This window comes from Candidatus Poriferisodalis sp., assembly GCF_965204195.1.
Taxonomy (GTDB): domain Bacteria; phylum Actinomycetota; class Acidimicrobiia; order Acidimicrobiales; family Poriferisodalaceae; genus Poriferisodalis.
Map to the genome: position 1 here is coordinate 2,584,753 of NZ_OZ241975.1, position 18,414 is coordinate 2,603,166.

At 69.7% G+C, this 18,414-nt stretch carries 16 protein-coding genes; all 16 read right to left on the reverse strand.

Annotated features, from left to right (window positions below):
• Nucleotides 1-2: 2 nt before the first annotated feature.
• The gene (locus tag ACOGI8_RS11550) at nt 3-779 is read right to left on the reverse strand and encodes a hypothetical protein (protein WP_419853949.1); all 777 of its coding nucleotides are present in this window, start codon (nt 777-779) and stop codon (nt 3-5) included.
• Entirely contained in the window at nt 776-3,220 is a 2,445-nt protein-coding gene (locus tag ACOGI8_RS11555; RefSeq protein ID WP_419853950.1) for a hypothetical protein, read from the reverse strand. The genes ACOGI8_RS11550 and ACOGI8_RS11555 overlap by 4 nt, the downstream gene beginning before the upstream one ends.
• A complete protein-coding gene (locus ACOGI8_RS11560) occupies nt 3,217-5,229 on the reverse strand; it encodes a hypothetical protein (RefSeq protein WP_419853951.1) in 2,013 nt (670 codons plus the stop codon). Before ACOGI8_RS11560 ends, ACOGI8_RS11555 begins: the two co-directional genes overlap by 4 nt.
• 136 nt (nt 5,230-5,365) lie before the next feature.
• On the reverse strand, nt 5,366-5,788 hold the full coding sequence (locus ACOGI8_RS11565) for a transcription antitermination factor NusB (protein WP_419853952.1): 423 nt from the start codon (nt 5,786-5,788) through the stop codon (nt 5,366-5,368).
• Between the two features lie 38 nt (nt 5,789-5,826).
• Nucleotides 5,827-6,393 carry an elongation factor P gene (gene efp / locus ACOGI8_RS11570; RefSeq protein WP_419853953.1) on the reverse strand — a complete coding sequence of 189 codons (567 nt, stop codon included), beginning with the start codon at nt 6,391-6,393 and terminating at the stop codon, nt 5,827-5,829.
• Nucleotides 6,394-6,545: 152 nt separating this feature from the next.
• A complete protein-coding gene (locus ACOGI8_RS11575; protein WP_419853954.1) occupies nt 6,546-7,034 on the reverse strand; it encodes a type II 3-dehydroquinate dehydratase in 489 nt (162 codons plus the stop codon).
• A gap of 8 nt (nt 7,035-7,042) precedes the next feature.
• Nucleotides 7,043-8,128, reverse strand: a complete 1,086-nt coding sequence (locus tag ACOGI8_RS11580) for a 3-dehydroquinate synthase family protein (protein WP_419853955.1) — start codon at nt 8,126-8,128, stop codon at nt 7,043-7,045.
• Nucleotides 8,129-8,232: 104 nt separating this feature from the next.
• Entirely contained in the window at nt 8,233-8,904 is a 672-nt protein-coding gene (locus ACOGI8_RS11585; RefSeq protein ID WP_419853956.1) for a prepilin peptidase, read from the reverse strand.
• A 48-nt stretch (nt 8,905-8,952) separates the two neighbouring features.
• Complete coding sequence (locus ACOGI8_RS11590; RefSeq protein WP_419853957.1) at nt 8,953-9,867, reverse strand: shikimate dehydrogenase; 915 nt, start codon at nt 9,865-9,867, stop codon at nt 8,953-8,955.
• A 44-nt stretch (nt 9,868-9,911) separates the two neighbouring features.
• Nucleotides 9,912-10,988 carry an endolytic transglycosylase MltG gene (mltG, locus tag ACOGI8_RS11595; protein WP_419853958.1) on the reverse strand — a complete coding sequence of 359 codons (1,077 nt, stop codon included), beginning with the start codon at nt 10,986-10,988 and terminating at the stop codon, nt 9,912-9,914.
• A gap of 352 nt (nt 10,989-11,340) precedes the next feature.
• Nucleotides 11,341-11,757 carry a Holliday junction resolvase RuvX gene (gene ruvX, locus ACOGI8_RS11600; protein ID WP_419853959.1) on the reverse strand — a complete coding sequence of 139 codons (417 nt, stop codon included), beginning with the start codon at nt 11,755-11,757 and terminating at the stop codon, nt 11,341-11,343.
• Nucleotides 11,758-11,774: 17 nt separating this feature from the next.
• Nucleotides 11,775-14,402 carry an alanine--tRNA ligase gene (gene alaS, locus ACOGI8_RS11605; RefSeq protein WP_419853960.1) on the reverse strand — a complete coding sequence of 876 codons (2,628 nt, stop codon included), beginning with the start codon at nt 14,400-14,402 and terminating at the stop codon, nt 11,775-11,777.
• Between the two features lie 68 nt (nt 14,403-14,470).
• The gene (locus tag ACOGI8_RS11610; RefSeq protein WP_419853961.1) at nt 14,471-14,740 is read right to left on the reverse strand and encodes a hypothetical protein; all 270 of its coding nucleotides are present in this window, start codon (nt 14,738-14,740) and stop codon (nt 14,471-14,473) included.
• Nucleotides 14,741-14,742: 2 nt separating this feature from the next.
• A complete protein-coding gene (locus tag ACOGI8_RS11615) occupies nt 14,743-15,147 on the reverse strand; it encodes a hypothetical protein (RefSeq protein ID WP_419853962.1) in 405 nt (134 codons plus the stop codon).
• Entirely contained in the window at nt 15,144-17,021 is a 1,878-nt protein-coding gene (gene aspS, locus ACOGI8_RS11620) for an aspartate--tRNA ligase (protein WP_419853963.1), read from the reverse strand. Before aspS ends, ACOGI8_RS11615 begins: the two co-directional genes overlap by 4 nt.
• Nucleotides 17,021-18,373, reverse strand: a complete 1,353-nt coding sequence (hisS, locus tag ACOGI8_RS11625; RefSeq protein ID WP_419853964.1) for a histidine--tRNA ligase — start codon at nt 18,371-18,373, stop codon at nt 17,021-17,023. Before hisS ends, aspS begins: the two co-directional genes overlap by 1 nt.
• Nucleotides 18,374-18,414 lie beyond the last annotated feature (41 nt).

Here is an 18,414-nt window from a genome sequence, read left to right on the forward strand (position 1 = left end):
TCTCAGCCCCCCGCCGACTCGGCGGGCTGAGTCGGCGGCGTCTCGCTGCCAAATCCCGTCGCAGAGTCACCGACGAATCCAAACGGCGCCTGGCTGCCGTGTCCGTCAGGCGCTTGGCTGCTGAACGCCGACGGGACCGTGCTGGTGGCGCCCGTCGATCGGCACGCGGGCCAGCCGTCGGGCGGCGCCGGCCACACGACCAGCCCGTCGAGCTCGGCAGCGCGCGCATAGCGCGCAGCGTCGGCTGCATCGACGTGAACCACGATGCTTCCGTCTGCACCGCCTGCCAGCGTCGTCACGTCGAGTGCGCAGCCGCCCAGCACGCCGGCCACGACGGCACGGCTGCCAGCACGCGGACCGGGCTCGGGCCACGCGGAGGTGTCCGCGCTCAGGCGCAGAGCAGTGCTTGCGCCAGCCGCAGCGCCGGGCGAACCCAGCAGGGCCGGCGTGACGAACGTCCCCGCAGGGACGTCGAAAGCCACGACGCTGCCGGCTATGGCGTCCGGGTCGGCAAACCGGCCGACGAGATCCTGCGGGATCTCCACTGCTTCGAAGGCGCTTGGCGGCTGGCCTGCGAGCCACGCCTCCGACGTCACTGCCACGAGCGCTCGCGGCGGCTCTTGGTGCGGGCGGCCCCACAGCCAGATCGCTGCCACGACGACGGCCACGATCACTGCGGCAACGCCAAGCCGCCACGGTTCGATGCCGGCGCGCTGCCCGCCTAGCGGGGCGGACGCCGAGTCGTCGACGCCGAAGCCGGGGCGGGCAGGCATCGTCACGAGCCGCTCCCGTCGCCGGTGAGGGTCACGCGGCCGTCGGCGTAGTCGCCGACCGAGCGAATCCATTCGATGCCTTCGTCGAGCGTGATCCAGCAATCGGCATCCGTTCCCAGCGGGTCGTCACCGGGCTCGGCACGCCGCGGGCTGCCCGAGCCGGGCACTGGTTGCAAACACACCTGTGCCGACCAGACGTATGCGCCCGGAATGCTCAGCACCCACGCGCAATCGGTGCGAGCCGATGGCGTCAAACGGGACTGCCTGACAGTGCAGGTTGCATCGAGCTCCACCGGGTTGGCTCGCCACCGCCGCACTGTCTGTTGCTGCTGCGGGCTGAGCGCATCCCAGCGAGCGACGAGGTGCTGGGTGCCGTCGATGGGGTGGTCGTCGGCCGCCATGCGAGCGCGGTCCGCCGGGTCCCACGGCTGCAGCTCTGACCAAGTGGTGCGCACCGATGTCGCCACCCAATTGCAATGGCCGTCAGCCACATCCAGGGATCCGGCCGTCTCCATCCAGCCGCGCCCCGGTGCTGTCTGCAAGTACGCACCGCCGCCGGGCATGTCCGTCTGATGCTCGCGCCGACCCGCAGCCACCACGTTCGACTTCCAGGTCAGCTCGTCGGCATCGGCCCCGAGCAGCGACTCCGGCGGCAGCAGATCGCACTCGGGAACCGGCGGCGGTTCCGTGTCGACGGGGCGCTCGGGCCCGGGCGGGCCAACCGGGTCATCATCGACCGGGTCATCATCGACCGGGTCACCGTCAACCGGGTCGTCCTCCTCGTCCTGTTCCCTTTCCGTCGTCGTGGTCGTCGTGGGGGCAGTCGTGGTCGTCGGGGGCGGCTCTTCATCGTCTTCGGGCGCTGGCAGGCAGGCGTAGTCGTAGGAGCCGTTGATGCGCGTTTGCACGTACCGCGGCAGGGTTCCGAAACTCGAGCAGTCGAAGATGCACACCCGGTAGGTCTCCGCGCCGCGGTGCGGGTGAGCGTGTTGCTGTATCTGCGTGTTTGCCAGCTCGCCGATCGCCGGGCAATAGGTGCGGATAGTGGTCTCTTCGCAGTCGCCGGGCGTCGTGCACTTGTTGAGCAGATCGCTCTCGGTAACGCAGCTGCCGCCGTGATCGCGCCGGTACGTCGTGCCCTCGATGCCGTCGCAGACATCGGGATCGCTGTCCCAGGTGCGGCCCGGCAGCTCATCGCAGGGCACATACGAGAGCAGGCCATTCGCACAGCGGTGGATGCCGAGCTCGGCGAGCCGCTCGTCGCTCTCGCCGGCCAGGCGGTGCAGCGGCCTCGCACCGCCGTCGGGGCTGTCGTCGGGACCGCCGCTGCCTTCCTGCTCGGCGCCGGTGTCGGGGTTCGAGCCGGGCGCCGACGACTGGCATGTCAGCACCGACGGACCGGTGCCGCCCAGCGCATCGCCGTAGCGGGGCACCGAGCCCGACGGACAGCTCTGCGTCGGCGCTGTGGACGGCGGGCCGAGGACGGTGCGCGAGCACTGGCGCCCGGCGGCCTGCCAGCCCGACGGGCACGGACCCCGAGTCACCGACGTGGTCACCCACTCCACCACGGCTTCGTTGATCGGCACTGTGGTGTAGTGGATCGTGGGCACCCGGTCCCAGTAGCCGGTCTCGCGTGTCTCATAGACGGGGTCTTCGCTCCAGTAACCGGGAATGGTCGTCGTGTGCGTCGTCCGCCACTCGTAGACAGGAACCTCGGTAGTGACGGTCTTGGTGATCGGCGGGCCCGGAACGCAGCACTCGAGACGGGTGCGCGTCTCCGTGCGCGTCGTGGTGACCGTTTGGTTCCAGCACTGCCGGCCCGCGACCGGGTCGTACGAGCATCGGCGCACAACCCGCTTGGTGCTGACTGTCGCCTCGTAGTTGACCTTGTAGAGCACTTCTGGCCCGGGGCGGGTCACTACCCTCGACTTGGTACGAGTGCCCACCTGCACCCGCACCGGCGGCACGAGCGGCTCGACCACCCTGCGCGCCGGAACCCAGCGGCGGTTCGTGCCGGTCTGGACGGTCTTGGTGCCAGTGGGTATCCATACTTTGGCGTAGGTGGTGTGGCTGTACGCCTGCCGGGTGCGGCCGGTGTCGACGTTCCTCGTCACCTTCCTCTGGCACACATGGCCGCCGTACTCGCCGGGAACCCGCACCGATCCCCCCGAGCAGCTCGACGGTCGAAGCACGGTCTCGGTGCGCAGCGTCAGGCACTGCCCGCCCGAGCTGTCGAGAGCCATCCCCGCGGGGCAGCTCAGCACCGGCGCCACCGACGTCTGCGCAACGGCAGGGTCGTCGAACCCATGTGGCGCGACCAGCACCGCCGTCGCCATGAGCGCTCCCGCAGACCAGCGGGCTGCCACGCGAGCGAGTCGGCCGCGGGCGGATCGGCCGTCGATTCCCGGGGTCTCGCCGGGCGACACCAACGCTTCGCCGCCGCTCATGACGTCTCTCCGGCGGACTCTGCGACCGGCTCGCCGTCACGCGTTCTGGCCCAAGAAGCACTCGACACGTCAGCCAGCGGTTCGGCTTGGGGCCACCAGTAGCGGTCCGATGGCGACGGCCAGCTGGCCGCGGGGCACGGCGGCATCGGGCGCGGGTAGGAATGGCCGTCGGGGGTCTGGGGCAGCGACCCTGGCGGCCATGGCTTCTTCGGCCGTCGCTCGGCCGGCTGTCCGGTCTGGCGTTGCAGCGTCTCGGCAATGGCGCCCGCGTCGGGCTCACAGCCGAGAATCTGCTCGAAGGACTTGAAGGGCGAGAGGTACATGCGCTCGTGCCAGCTCACGCCCGGCGCCCACTGCGTGGCGGAGAGTTCCCAGTCGACGACCGGCGAGCTCGCCGCCGCCTGTGACAGCGCGTCCCACTGCGCGGGCGTGCACCGGTCCTTCAGCGAGGGCCGCACCAGCTCCCCGTCGACCAGTGCTCCGACGGGGATGCCCGTGGCGCACCAGAACTCCAGGTGCCAGTTGTGGTCCCGGTGCGCCCGCCACGCTTCGGGTTGGGGCACCTCCACCCATTCGCGGACGGCGATCCACTGATTGCGAACGCCCGAGCCCCACGCTCGCGGCTCAGCCCAATCGACTGAAGCAGCGTGGTCATCTTTGGCCCGGCCGAGCCACTGCACCGCACTGGAGAAGGCGCCGCTGTCGCAGTCGCCCTCGAACAGGGCATTGCGCAGCACCCGGTAGCTGAGACGCGACCAGGTGAGCCACATGGCCTCGACCCGCGCCAGATGATCGGTGCCGGCATCGAGACGCTCGCCCGTCGACGCGTCCACCAGGAAGGACCGCCCGGGCCGATGGCAGACCACCGCCAGTGCGTGCCCGGCAGCACTGAGATCGGCCACCCAGGCCCGCTCGACGGGCGGCGTGGTGAAGCTCAGCCGGAGGCCGCGCGCCCACAGCGACTCGAGCTGGCGCGTGCGGTGCGACTCGGTGTAGACGCCGGGGATGATCGTGGCCAGGTCGCTGCACGCTTCCCACAGCGTCTCGGGTCCAGTGCTCACGACGGCATGGCCCACCAGCGAGTCGGTCACCGCCCCCTGTGCTGCGCGGCGCGTCAGCCAGCGTTTCGCCTGTGCCGACCAGTCGCCGGGGAAGAACCCTGTGTCGGTCAGGCTGTGGCCGCCGAGCGCCAGCTCCATCGGCTCGCCAGGGCTGTAGACGAGCAGCTTGGCGACGTCGTTGACGGTGGTGCCCCACGAGTGCATCGGCCGGCCCCCGGGCGAGCGCATGCCGGTGATGAATGCCTCGATCGCGACAGCGGCTCGATCCTGGCCGGCATCTGTGCCGCCGGGGTCCACGCCGAGCGCTGCCGGTGTGGGATGCGGGGGGCACAGCGATACGTGGTCGTAGGCGACGCTGCGATCAGCGCTGAGACGGGTCTCGTAGTCGAGTCCCGCAGGATCGACTGCCAACTCCCACGCCGTCTCGGTGCCTCCGCGCCGGCGTGCCACCCGAGTCCCCTCGGCAAACGCTGTCCGCGTTTCCGGCAGGTAGGGCGGCATCGCCTCCCACTGCGCCCGTTGAGCGACGACGTAGTCGTGACCTCGCCCGACATCGCCGAGCAGTTGCGAGTGCGAACCGGCTACAACCGGCTGACTGTGCCGTCCTGGGTCGGGATGCGGCGCGGCGTACGGCGGCCACGGAACCCAGATACGGCCGCCGCCTATCTCGGCGGCCGGCTGCAGTTCGAGCGGCCGATGGTGCTCCCGCGAGATCGGGTACTCGCCGTTGCCCGCCACAATCGGCCGTGTCTCGCCGGCAGGTCGATCGCCCAACGCGGTGCCCTGTTTCCCATCGGTGTCATCGGCGTTGTCGCTTCTGATGTCGCCGGCGTCGGCCGTGATGGACGGACCCGGATCGACTGGCGCGCCGCCGTCGCCGCTGCACGCCGCTGCGAGCACCGCCAGTGCACCCAGAATCGCCACGCTGCCGTGTCGTCGAATGGCCATCGCTCGGCTCCTGCGAACTCGTCGTGTGAAGTCACCGTCGCGGGCGGGTCGTTCTGTCGAGTCCGCTGCGAGGAGACACAGCGAGTTCTAGACGCGTTGTATTAACTCATTCCAATTATTTTCAATCTATTTGATTTCAGCCGTTGTCGGCGGCTGCCAAGACGCCGTTCACCAAGGCGCCGCTGCGATCGGTGGCGCCCAGCCGGTGTGCCAGCTCGACGGCTTCGTTGATTACTACCGCTGCGGGGGCCGCCCCTCGTTCGAGTTCGAAGAGGCCTTGCAGCAGGATCAGCCGATCGCACGCACCGAGGCGCTCGGGGGTCCAACCCACGTTGAGCAGCTCGGCGAGCCGCTGAGTCAGCGCATCGCGCTGGGCGGCGACGCCGGTGGCCAGCTCGAGCGCGAACGGGTCGAGATCGCTGACCTGCTCGGCAAGCACATCGGCCAGCTCGCACGACTTCATCTCGGCCTCATACAGCAGCTCCACCGAGCGCTGGCGTGCCTCTCGGCGGCGGGTCGGCTCGTCGGGAGCGGCGAAGGGGTCGCTCGGGCGGCGCATGGCGGTGGGCTCGAGCCCGTATCGGCGACCCGGCGGCGTCAGCCGCGGGCCCGCTCGATGTAGTCGCCGCTGCGGGTGTCCACCTTCAACCGCTCGCCGGTCTCGATGAACAGCGGCACCTGCACCACCAATCCGGTGGACATCGTGGCCGGCTTGCGCGCACCCGACACCCGGTCGCCCTGCACGCCGGGGTCGGTGTCGGCCACTTCCAGCACCACCGATGCGGGCAGCTCCACGCCCAGCACCTCGTCGCCGTACCGCACCACCGTGGCCATCTCGCCCTCCACCAAGAAGTTCGTGGCGCTACCGGCCGCCGTGCGGCTGACCGGGAGCTGTTCGTAGCTGTCGATGTCCATGAACACCAGCGAGTCGCCGTCGGCGTACAGGTACTGCATGTCGCGCTGGTCGATGACCGCTCGCTCCATGCGCTCGCCCGCCCGGAAGGTGCGCTCGAGCGTGGCGCCGGTGCGGACGTTCTTCAGCGTGGTGCGCACGAACGCACCGCCCTTGCCCGGCTTGACGTGCTGGAACTCGGTGAGCTGGAACAGCCCGTCGGCGAGGTCGAGCGTCATGCCGTTGCGGAAGTCGGCGGTGGAGATGGCCATGTCAACCTCGCAGGGTCAGGCGCCGGAACGCCGCTCGACGGTGAGCGTTCGCCGGCGGCTGCAGAATCGACTTTCTGCGTGTAATGGTGCCGCCCACGGCGGCATTTCTGCACTCAGAACGACCGGCGGGACGCTACCGGCGGGGGCTGCGCTCACGACGGGCCTTGGGATTCGCTGCTGGGATCCGAGCCCTCGCTGTCCACAGCGGCCGCATCGATGGCCAAGGCGACGGCCCGCGGGTAACCAGCGCCGCCCTCGCCGGCGACACGGGCCACCGCCAGCGATTCCACTACTGAGAGGTGACGCCACGGTTCTCGCTCGCGGGGCTCGGACAGGTGCAGCTCCACGATCGGGCCCTCGAATGCGGCGAGCGCGTCGTGCAGTGACCAGCCGTAGTGGGTGAGCGCGCCGGGGTTCACCACGATGGCTTCGACCCGACCGATGCCCGCGTGCACGGCATCGACCAGTTCGCCCTCGTGGTTGCTCTGGCGGTGTTCGAGGTCCCAGCCGCGCTCGGTTGCGGCCCGGCGGGCGGCACGCACGTGATCGAGCAGCGTGTCGGTGCCGTAGATCTCGGGCTGGCGGGTGCCCAGCAGGTTCAGGTTCGGGCCCGACAGCAGCAGCACGACATGGCGAGGCATGGCGGCGATTACATCCGCTCGAGCGCGCTGCGCAGCACGCCTGGATCGATGCCGGGCACCACTTCGAGGCCATCGGGGCCGTCGAGCACGAACGTGATGCCTCCGGCGGCCTTCTTGTCGCGGCCGAACAGCTCGATGATCTCGTCGTGATCGATGCCCTGGGGCAGGCTCGCATTGAGCCCGTAGGCGGCGACCACCCGCTCATGCTCGGCCACACGATCGTCGTCGATGCGTCCGAGCAGGCGAGCGACCACGGCCGCGTAGCGCAGGCCGATAGCCACCGCCTCGCCGTGGCGCAGGTCGAACCGCCCGGCGATCTCGAGCGCATGGCCGAGCGTGTGCCCGTAGTTCAGCAACGCCCGGCGACCGCCTTCCGTCTCGTCCGACGCCACCACCTCGGCCTTGACGGCCACGCACGCCGCCACCAGTTCTGCCCCTTCGAGCGAGCTGAGCGGTTCGCCGCGTTCTAGGCGCTGCGCCAGCGACGGGTGGGAACCGATGAGCTGCGCGGCTTGCGGTGTGCAGCCGATGAAGTGGTACTTGGCCAGTTCGCCATAGCCGGCGCGCAGCTCGCGCTGGGGCAGCGTGTCGAGCACCTCGGTATCGCACAGCACCGCGGCGGGCTGCCAGAAGGCCCCGACGAGGTTCTTGCCCTCAGCCAGGTTCACGCCGGTCTTGCCGCCCACGGCAGCGTCGATCTGGCCCAGCAGCGTGGTGGCGACGTGCACAACAGCCACGCCCCGGTGGTACACCGCCGCTGCGAAGCCGGCCACGTCGGTGACCACCCCTCCCCCGACGCCCACCACAACGTCACGGCGGGTGAGGCCGAAGCGAGTGAACCGGCTGCACAACTCGCCGATGATGGACAGCTCCTTGGCCTGCTCGCCGTCGGGAATCTCGAACGTCTCGAAACCGATGCCAGGGTCGATGTCGATGCCGATGCCCGGCTGTGTGATCACCACGGCGCGCTGCGCTCCGGCGGTCAGCTTCGATTCGCGCAAAACCGCGGCGAGCTCATGGCGCGCGCCGGCGCCGACCAGCACGGGGTACGAGCGGTCGCCCAGCGGAACATCGACGCGGATGGTGCCCGACATCGGTTGCGAGGGTACCGACGCATCCTCGTTGGCTCCCTGTGGGATGCACACGCGTAGAGCGGGGGGGCTTGGTGGGCAGCAAACGGCCTGAGGCTAGGACGGGTTCAGGCGGCGAGACCCGGCGGCGGGAACCACCAAGCGGCGGCGAGCGCGCCGGCGACCAGCGACGGTCCGAGAGCGAACCGGTGGTCAGCGCTCCGGCCCAACGCGACCACCCCGACGGCACCGACCGCGGCGGCGATCGCGAAGCCCGCAAGCAGGCCCGCCCACACGGCGGAGAGCCCGCCGAGGCCCAAGTGCAAGCCGAGGTAGCCGCCGAGCCTCACGTCGCCATAGCCGAGCCCGCCCCGGGCAACTCGCCAGATGACGTGCATGGCCCCCCAGCCGAGCGCTGCTCCTATGGCTGCCGCGGCAGACGCGCGCGCCAGCCCTGCGAAGCCGCCGTCGAGCACCGCTGCCGCACACACCAATGGGACCGCGACGGCGGCGCAGGCGCGCAACAAGCGCGTGGGGATCAGGTGAGTGCGCAGGTCGACCGCGGAGATCACCACGCCGGCCCAGCCGAACGCCAGCAGCGGGGCGAGAAAAGGATCCGCGCCGACCCGCAACGCGAGCATCGCGCCTGTCGCCATGCACGCCGCCGTCGTCAATGCCGGCTGAAGACCGACGTCGAAGCAGCGCTTCGCGCAGCGAACTGCCGCCGCACCAGCGACAGCGCCGCCCAGTCCGGCGACCGCGCCGGCCACGAGACTCGGCCCCACCTGGGTGATCACCACGCAGCCCTCGCTGAGGATGCCTGCCGCACGCGGGGGGAGGCCGGCGGGTTACGAACCGGCAAGATCGAGGCCGACCGCCGCTGCCATCGCGTCGACAGGAGCGTCGTGGCCGGTCCACATGGTGAACTGTTCAGCGGCTTGATACAGGAGCATGCCGACACCGTTCAGCGTCGTCGCACCTGCCCGGGCGGCTGCGGTGAGCAGCGGCGTCCGCTCAGGGCGGTAGATGAGATCCACCACGATGTGGCTGTCGCTCAACAGTGCCGGGTCGATCGGCAGCGGATCGCCTTCAGTCATGCCGAGCGGTGTGACATTCACCACGACATCGGCGTCGCGCACCGCTTCGACGCCGCCGACTGCCGCCGAGCCTGAACGCTCGCCTAGCGCCTCGGCTGCTGCGCCGCCCGCCTCCGCACCCAATGCCGCAGCCCGTGCCGCCGCATCCGGCGAGCGATTCACGACCGTCACCAGCGCTCCCTCGGCAGCCAGGGCAACGATCACCGCCCGCGCCGCGCCGCCGGCCCCCAGCACGACCACGCGCAGCCCTGCAGGGTCAATACCCGCCTGGGTGCGCAGCGAACGCAAGAAACCGGCCCCGTCGGTGTTCTCGCCGATCAGCCGGTCGCTGTCACGGCGCACGCAGTTCACCGCGCCGAGCAGCGCTGCCGCGGGCGACAGCTCGTCCACCGCAGCGGCCACGGCGTCCTTGTGCGGCATGGTCACCGACAGGCCGTCAATGCCGAGCGTCCGCATCGCAGCCACGGCATCGGCGCCCTGGCCGGCGGGCACCTCGAACGCCAGATACGTCCAGTCCAGACCTAGCTCAGCGAACGCAGCGTTGTGCAGCGCCGGGCTGAGCGAGTGCCGCACTGGATCGCCGATCACGCCCGCCACGCGTGTGCTGCCAGTTGGAACGATCATCAGCCCCTTCTCGGGGCCCGACTCATCGCGAGGCACGGCCACGCTCCGACACTATGTGAACGACCAGTGCTGGGTGCCGAGCTTTTTCAGCCGCACAGACCCAGTTCTTGGCACACCGCCTTGTCGCGCTGGAACTCCTCGTCGGTCTCGGAGAACGACAGGGTGCCGTCGGGCGAGGTCAGCACGAAGTACATCCAGGGCCCGTCTTCCGGATTCAGCGCTGCCTCGAGCGAGGCACGCCCCGGGGTGGCAATCGGCGTGGGCGGCAGCCCCACCAGCACCCGTGTGTTGTACGGCGAGTTGACTGCCAGCAGCTCTGCGGTCAGCTCGCTGTCGCCCACCACGTAGACGACGGTGGCGTCGAGGCCGAGCGACCAGCCCCGCGCCAGCCGGTTGTAGATCACCCGCGCCACCTTGGCCCGGTCCTCGGGCCGCTGGGCCTCCCGCTCGATCATGCTCGCCACGATCAGCGCCTCATACGGCGTCAGTCCCACGCGCCGGGGGGCATCGTCGTAGCCAAGATCGGTCAGCACCGCATCGAGCCGGTCGACCATCAGCGCGACAAGCTGCTCGGCGCTCGTCTGAGAGTCGAAGAAGTAGGTGTCGGCAAAGAGCTGTCCCTCCGCCGGTTCGATGACCCCGTCGGGCAGCACCCGAGGCGCTGGCGCAACCAGCGAGAGCACGGGTCGCTCCCGGACGGCCTCGAGGAAATCCCTGCCGCTGAAGCTCAGCCCCCCCACCTCGTCCAGCAGCGCGGCCATCTGCGCCACCGTCAGGCCTTCGGGAATGGTGAGCGGCTGCTGGGCGGCTTGGGCAACACGGCTCGGCCCGGCTTCGAGCACTGCCATGGTCTCCCACACCGACGAGTTGGACTGGAACGTGTATTCCCCGGCCTGGAACGCCGGGCCGCCCCGTAATCTCACGTACCACTCGTAGGCCCGCGAACTGGGAACCACTCCGTGCTCGCCGAGCAGGTCGGAGATGCTCGCTGTGCTCGATCCGGGCGGCAGCGTCAGCACGATCTCGCCGGTGGGGTCGCCGGGAGGGTCGAGCTGTTCGGTCACCCAGCGGTAGCCACGGCTGCCCGCCATCCAGGCGACGAGGCCCAGCACCACGAGAAACAACAACGCGCCGGGAGTGCCCAATCCGCGTCGCGTGCTCACTACCTCGAAATCGACACCCCGACGACCGCCGACCGGCGGCCCTGTCGCCGCGCCATCGGCCGGCGGCTGCTCGGGACGCGGGGCTGCTGCGCGTTGGTCCAGTCGCGCCCGCTGCGGAGGCGGCAAGACCCTCTGCTCCCGCGATCCAGCAGGTCGCAAGGTCGCAGAGTCCCCTGCCGCCTCCTCCGCTGTAACGCCTGTGCCTTCAGCGACTCGAGTCCTGAGCGGCGGCGACGTGGTGATTCCGGGTTCGGCCTCGGTTGGCGTTTCTCCCGGGCCGATTCCCAAGGCGCCGACGAGCCGATCGGACAGCTTGCGCCGGCGCGACGGCGGCGATGGCTCATCGAGAATGTCAGTCACGCGCGTCGAGCCACGACTGCAGGATGACCGCGGCCGCCACCTTGTCGATGACCTTGCGGCGAGCGGGGCCGCGCACGCCTTGTTCGGAAAGGATGCGCTCCGCGCTCACGGTCGTGTAGCGCTCGTCGTGCAAGACCACCGGCACGTCGAGCGCCGCCGCTATCTCGCCGGCCTCGGCTCGCACACTCACCGCAGCCGGTCCTTCGCTGCCGTCGAGCGAAGTCGGCAGGCCGATCACGACCACCTCCGCACCCACGTCAGCGACCATACCTGCGAGTGCTTCGTGGTCTCGGGCACGCTCGCCGCTGCGTTCGAGGACTTCGTAGGGCACTGCCACCGCAGCATCGGCCGGCGCGATGGCCACGCCTATGCGCACCGAACCCAGATCCACGCCGACAGCCCGCATCATCGGGCCCGGCGCCCCATTCACTCCCCCAGTGCTGCCGCCCGGGCCTGGGCCAGGGCGTCTCCGATGCCGTCAGGGTTGCGGCCGCCCGCCACGACCAGCGGCGGGTCGCCCTTGGCGCCGAAGCCGCCGCCGACGGTGCGAGCCGCGTCGCGCAGCAGATCGCCCGCAGACAGATCGCCGGCTGGATCGACCGCTGCAACCAGCGCCACTCCCCCGGCAGCCGGCGCAGAGGCCAGCACCACGGCGCGAATGCCGGCACGGTCGCGCACCGACACTGCCAAGTCGCGCAGCGAGTCGCGTTCGAGGTCGCCGAGATCGGCGACGACGACGCCGTCATCGGCCCCGGCCGCTAGCTCGTCGGCGCGTGACGCGGCCATGGACCGCTGCAGGTCTCGCACCTGGCGGCGCAGTTCCTTGGTCTCGTCCAGTCGCCGCTGCACCGCTGAGGCGATCTCGTCGGGCTGCGCATTCAGCATCTCGGCCAGCGAGTCCAGCGTGTCTTCGGCGTCGGCCAGCCGATCGACGGTCGCGAGACCGGTGACCGCCTCGATGCGGCGCATGTTCGAGCCGATGCTCGCTTCCGAGACGATGCGCAGATGCCCGATGTCGCCGAGCGCGGCCACATGGGTGCCGCCGCACAGCTCCGTGGAGTGCTCGCCCGCTTCGAGCACCCGCACCACGTCGCCGTACTTGTCGCCGAAGAAGGCGATGGCGCCGATGGCCTGCGCGTGGCCCATCGAGGTCTCGTAGTGGCGGCAGCGGCCATTGGCGATGATCTCGGCGTTGGCGACACGCTCGATCTCGCGCAGCTGGTCGCGGCTGACCGCCTCGTAGTGGCTGAAGTCGAAACGCAGGCGATCAGGCGCCACCAGCGAGCCCGCCTGCTTGACATGGTCGCCCAGAACCTCCCGCAGCGCCCAGTGCAGGATGTGCGTGCCGGTGTGGTTGCGCCGTATCGCCGCCCGGCGTTCGTCGTCGATCGCCGCGGTCGCCAGCGATCCGACCTCGACACCGTCGCCCACGACACGCCCGATGTGGCGGTGCAGGTCGGCGAGCGCGTACGTGCAGTCGAGCACCTCGATGCTGCCGTCGGGACCGGTGATGGTGCCGATGTCGCCGATCTGCCCGCCGCTCTCGGCGTAGAACGGCGTGCGGTCGAGGAATACCTCGACCAGATCGTCGCTCGGGCCGTCATCGTCCTGCCCGTCGCCGGGAGGTACGTCGAAGGTGGCGAGCACCCGAGCGTCAGCCACCGACGGCGCGTCCCGCACGAAGTCTGTGGGCCCGAACTGCGCCAGGATCTCCCGGTAGCGCTCGTCCGCGAACGTCGGGCCGCCGGCCCGGCCGGCCCGGGCGCGCTCGCGCTGGCGTTCCATGGCGGCTTCGAAGCCGCTGCGGTCGAGGCTCAGGCCGCGTTCGGTGAGGATCTCCTCGGTCACCTCCACCGGGAAACCGTGCGTGTCGTGAAGCAGGAAGGCGACCTCGCCGTCGAGCACGTTCGAATCGAGCACTGTCGAGTCAAGCCCAGAAGTCGCTTCGTCCAGGATCTTCTGGCCCGCAGCGAGAGTGGTGCGGAAACGCTCCTCCTCGCGGGCCACGACATCGGCGATGAACTGCCGGTTCTTGACCAGGTCGGTGTAGTGGTCGCCCATCACGTCCACCACGATCTCGACCAGCCGCGGCATCACGACATCGGTGACGCCGAGCACCCAGGCATGACGCACGGCACGGCGGATGATGCGGCGCAGTACATAGCCACGGTCCTCGTTGGACGGGAACACGCCATCGGAGATGAGCATCGCGGTCGTGCGAGCGTGGTCGGCGAAGATGCGCATCGAGACGTCGGTCTCGGGATCGGCGCCGTAGGTCTTGCCGCAGATGCGCTCGGCTTCGGCCAGCAGCGGCGCGAACAGGTCGATGTCCCACGCCGCGGGCACACCCTGCAACACCGCCAGGATCCGCTCGAGGCCCGCACCCGTGTCGATCCCAGGGGCTTCCAGCGGAGTCATGTCGCCGGTGCCGTCGGCCGCGAACTGCATGAACACCAGGTTCCAGATTTCGACGAAGCGGTCCTCGCCGCCGTGCGCCGGTCCGCCGCCGTCACCGAGCTCGGGCCCGAGGTCGTAGAAGATCTCGCTGCAGGGTCCGCACGGCCCCACATCGCCTGCGGCCCACCAGTTGTCCTTGTCGAGACGCTGGATGCGCTCAGGCGGGACGCCGACGGAGGTCTGCCAGATCTCGGCGGCCTCGTCGTCGCTGACGTGCACCGTCACCCACAGCTTGTCCCGCTCGAGTCCGAGCACCTCGGTGACGAACTCCCACGCCCACGGGATGGCTTCGGCCTTGAAGTAGTCACCGAAGCTGAAGTTGCCCATCATCTCGAAGAACGTGAAGTGGCGGTTGGTGCGGCCGATGTCGTCGAGATCGTTGTGCTTGCCGCCCGCACGAACGCACTTCTGGATGGTGACCATGCGGCGCGTCGGCGGCACCTCCTCGCCGAGGAAATACGGCATGAACGGCACCATGCCCGCCACCGTGAACAGCAGCGAGGGCTCGTGCGGGATCAGGCTGGCGGAGGCGCGAACCTCGTGACCTCGTTCCGCCCAGAACGAGTTGAAAGCCTCACGCAGTTCCCCAGCGCGCATCCCCAGAGGATACCGAGGGGCTTTCGCGGCCTCCGTGGCCGCCGGGAGCTATTCGCGGCCTCGGCGATTCAGGCGGCTTCGCGGCGGTGGCGGCGCTCGGCCCAGCGGCGATCCCGTTCGTCGCGCAGGCGCTGCTCGGCATCGTGCATCTGGCGCTTGCCGTCGCGCCACGCCGTCCGGAGGTCACGGCGCATCTGGCGTGCCGTACCCAGCACATTGGCTGTTCCTCGCACGGGTGCATAGCGGTCAAGCAACGAGCGGAACCGCCGCTGCAACCAGAGCGAGGCACCAGCGCCCAGGCCAGCACCCAAGGTCAGCCAGCGCATCCGCTTCAGCATCCTCAGCGCCCCCTGCTTTCGCTGCCTGCGGCAGTGCTCTCGCCGCCGGGAGCAGTTTCGCGCCCTTCTTCTTCGGCCTTGCCGCGTAGCACGGAGATGGCGGAGCGCACCTTGTCAACGGGTGTCGCGGCCACACGGGCGGTGGCCGCACCGGCCGACTCGGCCAGTCCGGCCACCTTCTGTGCAATGTTCAGCAGGTCGCGCAGCCGGCCGATCTCGGCCTGGGCCATCTCGGCGGTGTCGGCGAGCTGGCTGAGCGCCGGCCCCACCTTGGAGTCGAAATCCTCGAGCTTGCGCCGGAACTCCCGCATCAATGCGAACGCCTGCGTCAGCACGGCGATCAGGGCCACCAGCGCGACCACCACGCAGACAGTCACCACCACGGCGGCCAGATCGCTGCTGCTCATGATTCATCCTCGTCTGCTGCGACGACACCCTGCTCGCCCTCACTGGCGATGTCACCCTGCTCGCCCTCACTGGCGACGAGAGCGAGCCCCAACTCTTCCAGCTGTTCGGCTGATATGTGGCTCGGGGCGTTGGTGAGCGGATCCGCGCCGGACTGGCTCTTGGGAAACGCGATGACCTCGCGGATGTTCTCCTCGCCGCACAGCAGAGCCGCCAGGCGGTCGATGCCGAACGCAAAGCCGGCGTGCGGCGGAGCGCCGAACCGGAAGGCGTCGAGCAGGAACCCGAATCGCTCCTGCGCCGCGGCGGGATCGATGCCCAGCAGATCGAAGACCTGCTGCTGGATGTCGCCCCGGTGGATCCGAACACTGCCCGAGCCCAGCTCCCAGCCGTTCAGCACCAGGTCGTACGCCTGCGAGCGCACGCCCAGCAGGGTGTCGGCGTCGAAGCCGCCGCCTGAGGCCATGCGTTCCGAAGCTGCCGCGACAACATCGAGATCGTCGGCATGGGGCATCGTGAACGGATGGTGCGCCGGGATCGGCAGACCGTCGGCACTCACGTCCTCGAACAGGGGAAAGTCCACCACCCACAGGAAGTGCAAGCCGCCCTCGTTCACCGGCGGGCGGCCCAGCTCCAGCCGCAGCAGCCCGAGCACCCCGCTGGCTCGGCGCCAAGTGTCGGCCACCAAGTAGCACATGTCGCCCGGCTCAACCCCGAGTCGGCCCAGCACGCCGTCGATCTCGGCGTCGGACATGAACTTCGCGACCGGCGAGGTGACGGCCAGCCGTCCTCCCGCGGCGCTGCGGGCACCGTCGGCCAGCGGCTCGCCGGCACTCACGCGCATCCACACGAGACCCTTGGCGCCCCAGCGCTGGCACTGCTTGGTGAGATCGTCGACCGCGTTGCGGCTGATGTCGCCGCCGCCGGGCACGCGAATGCCCCGCACAGCAGGCGCCTTGAAGGCGTTGAAGCCGGTCTCGGCGAACAGATCGGTGAGCTCAGTGAGCTCGAGCCCGAAGCGCAGGTCGGGCTTGTCCGACCCGTAGCGGTCGATCGCCTCGTGCCAGGTGATCTCTCCCATCGCTGCGGGGCGCACACCGGTGATCTCCTCTGTAGCTTCGGCCACTGCCTCGCTGATCACGGCGCGCACCTCGGCGCCGCTGGCGAAGCTCATCTCCAGGTCGAGCTGGGTGAATTCGAACTGCCGGTCGGCTCGCAGGTCTTCGTCTCGCAGGCAACGAGCGATCTGGTAGTAGCGGTCGATGCCGCCCACCATGCAGAGCTGCTTGAACAGCTGGGGGCTTTGGGGCAGCGCGTAGAAGCGGCCCTGATGCAGACGGCTGGGCACCACGAAGTCGCGGGCGCCCTCAGGTGTCGACGCCACCAGCGTCGGAGTCTCGACTTCGATGAACTCCGCTGCCTCCATCGAACGGCGGATCGCTGCATTCACGCGTGCCCGATTCACCAGATTCGAGTGCATGCGGGGATTCCGCAGGTCGAGGTAGCGATGGCGGATGCGCAGCATCTCGTCGACCTCGGTGCGGCCGTCGATCTGGAATGGCGGCGGCTCCGAACGCGACAGCACTTCGACGGTTGCATCACCGATCTCGATCTCGCCGGTGGCCAGGTCGGGATTGGCGGTGTCCTCCGGTCGTTTACGGACTGTTCCGGTCACCGCCAGCACGTACTCCGGCCGCAGATCGTGAGCGTGGTCCACGACGCACTGCACGATGCCGGTGCGATCACGCAGATCGACGAAGGCCAGGTGCTCGCCATGCTCACGGCGCCGGGAGACCCAGCCGCACACGGTGACGTCGCGGCCGATGTCGGCGCGGCTCAGCCGTCCGCAGTAGTCGGTCCGCATTCGGTCGCCCATCACGTACCACCTTCCGCATTGAGCTCGTCGAAGATGCGCCGCAGCGTGGGAAGCACTTCGCCACGCGGCACGCTCTGCTGCGCAATGCCGGCGTCGCCGCCGTCAGGACGCCGCAGCGGTCGCACGGTGACGGAGCCGGCGTCGATCTCGTCGGTTCCCACGATGAGCGCGATCTCAGCACCTGAGCGGTCCGCGGCGCGCATCTGCGCCCGCATCGACCGGTCGTCGAATGCCCGGTCGGCCCGGATGCCCACCGAGCGCAGCTCATGGGTGAGATCGCGTGCGGCGGCGCCGCCGGCCGTGTCGATCACCCACACTTCGGCCCGTTGTGCCGGAACATCGAAGACGCCTTCGGCATCGCAGGCCAGCAGCAGGCGCTCGATGCCCAGCGCAAAGCCGATGCCGGGCGTCGGCGGACCGCCGAGCGCCTCCACGAGTCCGTTGTAGCGACCGCCGCCGCAGATGGTGTCCTGGGCGGCGTCGAGGCTGGCCGCACGGAACTCGAACGTGGTGCGGGTGTAGTAGTCGAGGCCGCGCACGAGCTTGTGCTCGACGTCGTGGGAGATCCCGAGTGCGTCCAGCCCCTCGCGCACTCGCTCGAAGTGGGCCGCCGTGGCTGCGGTGAGATAGTCAGTGATGCGTGGAGCTTCCTCGGCCACGGCCGCTGTGGCCGGCCGCTTGGAGTCCAAGATGCGCAGCGGGTGGCGCTCGATCTTGTCCCGGTCCTGCGGGTCCACATCGCCAGCGCGGCGCTGCAGGTAGCTGCTCAACGCCTCGCCGTAGGCCACGCGGGTGCCGATGTCGCCCATCGAGTTCACCAGCAGTGGTACCCGCTGAAGCCCGATCGCGCCGAAGAACTCGGCGGCGAGGGCGATGATCTCCACGTCGGCATCAGGGTCGTCGGTGCCGAGCGTCTCTGCCCCGATCTGGTGGAACTGGCGGTAGCGGCCGGCCTGGGGTGCCTCGTAGCGGAAGAACGGCCCCTGGTACCAGACCTTCCACGGCGTGGTGGGGCGGTGCTGGGCGAAAGCGCGGCACACCGACGCCGTGCACTCCGGACGCAGCGCCAGGTGGCGGTCGCTGCGGTCGAAGAACTCGTACATCTCCTTGCCGACCACGTCGGTGCCCTCGCCGATGCGGGCGAAAACGCCGATGTCCTCGAAGATCGGCGTCTGCAAGTAGCCGAATCCGGCCCGGTCGGCGGCGGCGATGAAGGCACCCAACAACGCCACCCAGCGGCCCGATTCCGGTGGTGCGAGATCGTGCGTGCCGATCGGCGTCCGGAACGACTTCGGGGCCGCTGCATCGCCGCTGTCGGCAGGGCTCGCGGGCGTCGGAGGCGTACCGGACATGACCAGCGCAGGCTACGGCCCTGCCGCCCCCAGTCCTAGCT

What these genes read in the sequence shown, in the direction of transcription:
- ACOGI8_RS11555 (WP_419853950.1), bottom strand. Translation starts at nt 3,220, where the DNA reads ATGAGCGGCGGCGAAGCGTTGGTGTCGCCCGGCGAGACCCCGGGAATC.
- ACOGI8_RS11560 (WP_419853951.1), bottom strand. Translation starts at nt 5,229, where the DNA reads ATGGCCATTCGACGACACGGCAGCGTGGCGATTCTGGGTGCACTGGCG.
- ACOGI8_RS11565 (WP_419853952.1), bottom strand. Translation starts at nt 5,788, where the DNA reads ATGCGCCGCCCGAGCGACCCCTTCGCCGCTCCCGACGAGCCGACCCGC.
- efp (WP_419853953.1), bottom strand. Translation starts at nt 6,393, where the DNA reads ATGGCCATCTCCACCGCCGACTTCCGCAACGGCATGACGCTCGACCTC.
- ACOGI8_RS11575 (WP_419853954.1), bottom strand. Translation starts at nt 7,034, where the DNA reads ATGCCTCGCCATGTCGTGCTGCTGCTGTCGGGCCCGAACCTGAACCTG.
- ACOGI8_RS11580 (WP_419853955.1), bottom strand. Translation starts at nt 8,128, where the DNA reads ATGTCGGGCACCATCCGCGTCGATGTTCCGCTGGGCGACCGCTCGTAC.
- ruvX (WP_419853959.1), bottom strand. Translation starts at nt 11,757, where the DNA reads ATGATGCGGGCTGTCGGCGTGGATCTGGGTTCGGTGCGCATAGGCGTG.
- alaS (WP_419853960.1), bottom strand. Translation starts at nt 14,402, where the DNA reads ATGCGCGCTGGGGAACTGCGTGAGGCTTTCAACTCGTTCTGGGCGGAA.
- ACOGI8_RS11610 (WP_419853961.1), bottom strand. Translation starts at nt 14,740, where the DNA reads ATGCTGAAGCGGATGCGCTGGCTGACCTTGGGTGCTGGCCTGGGCGCT.
- ACOGI8_RS11615 (WP_419853962.1), bottom strand. Translation starts at nt 15,147, where the DNA reads ATGAGCAGCAGCGATCTGGCCGCCGTGGTGGTGACTGTCTGCGTGGTG.
- aspS (WP_419853963.1), bottom strand. Translation starts at nt 17,021, where the DNA reads ATGGGCGACCGAATGCGGACCGACTACTGCGGACGGCTGAGCCGCGCC.
- hisS (WP_419853964.1), bottom strand. Translation starts at nt 18,373, where the DNA reads ATGTCCGGTACGCCTCCGACGCCCGCGAGCCCTGCCGACAGCGGCGAT.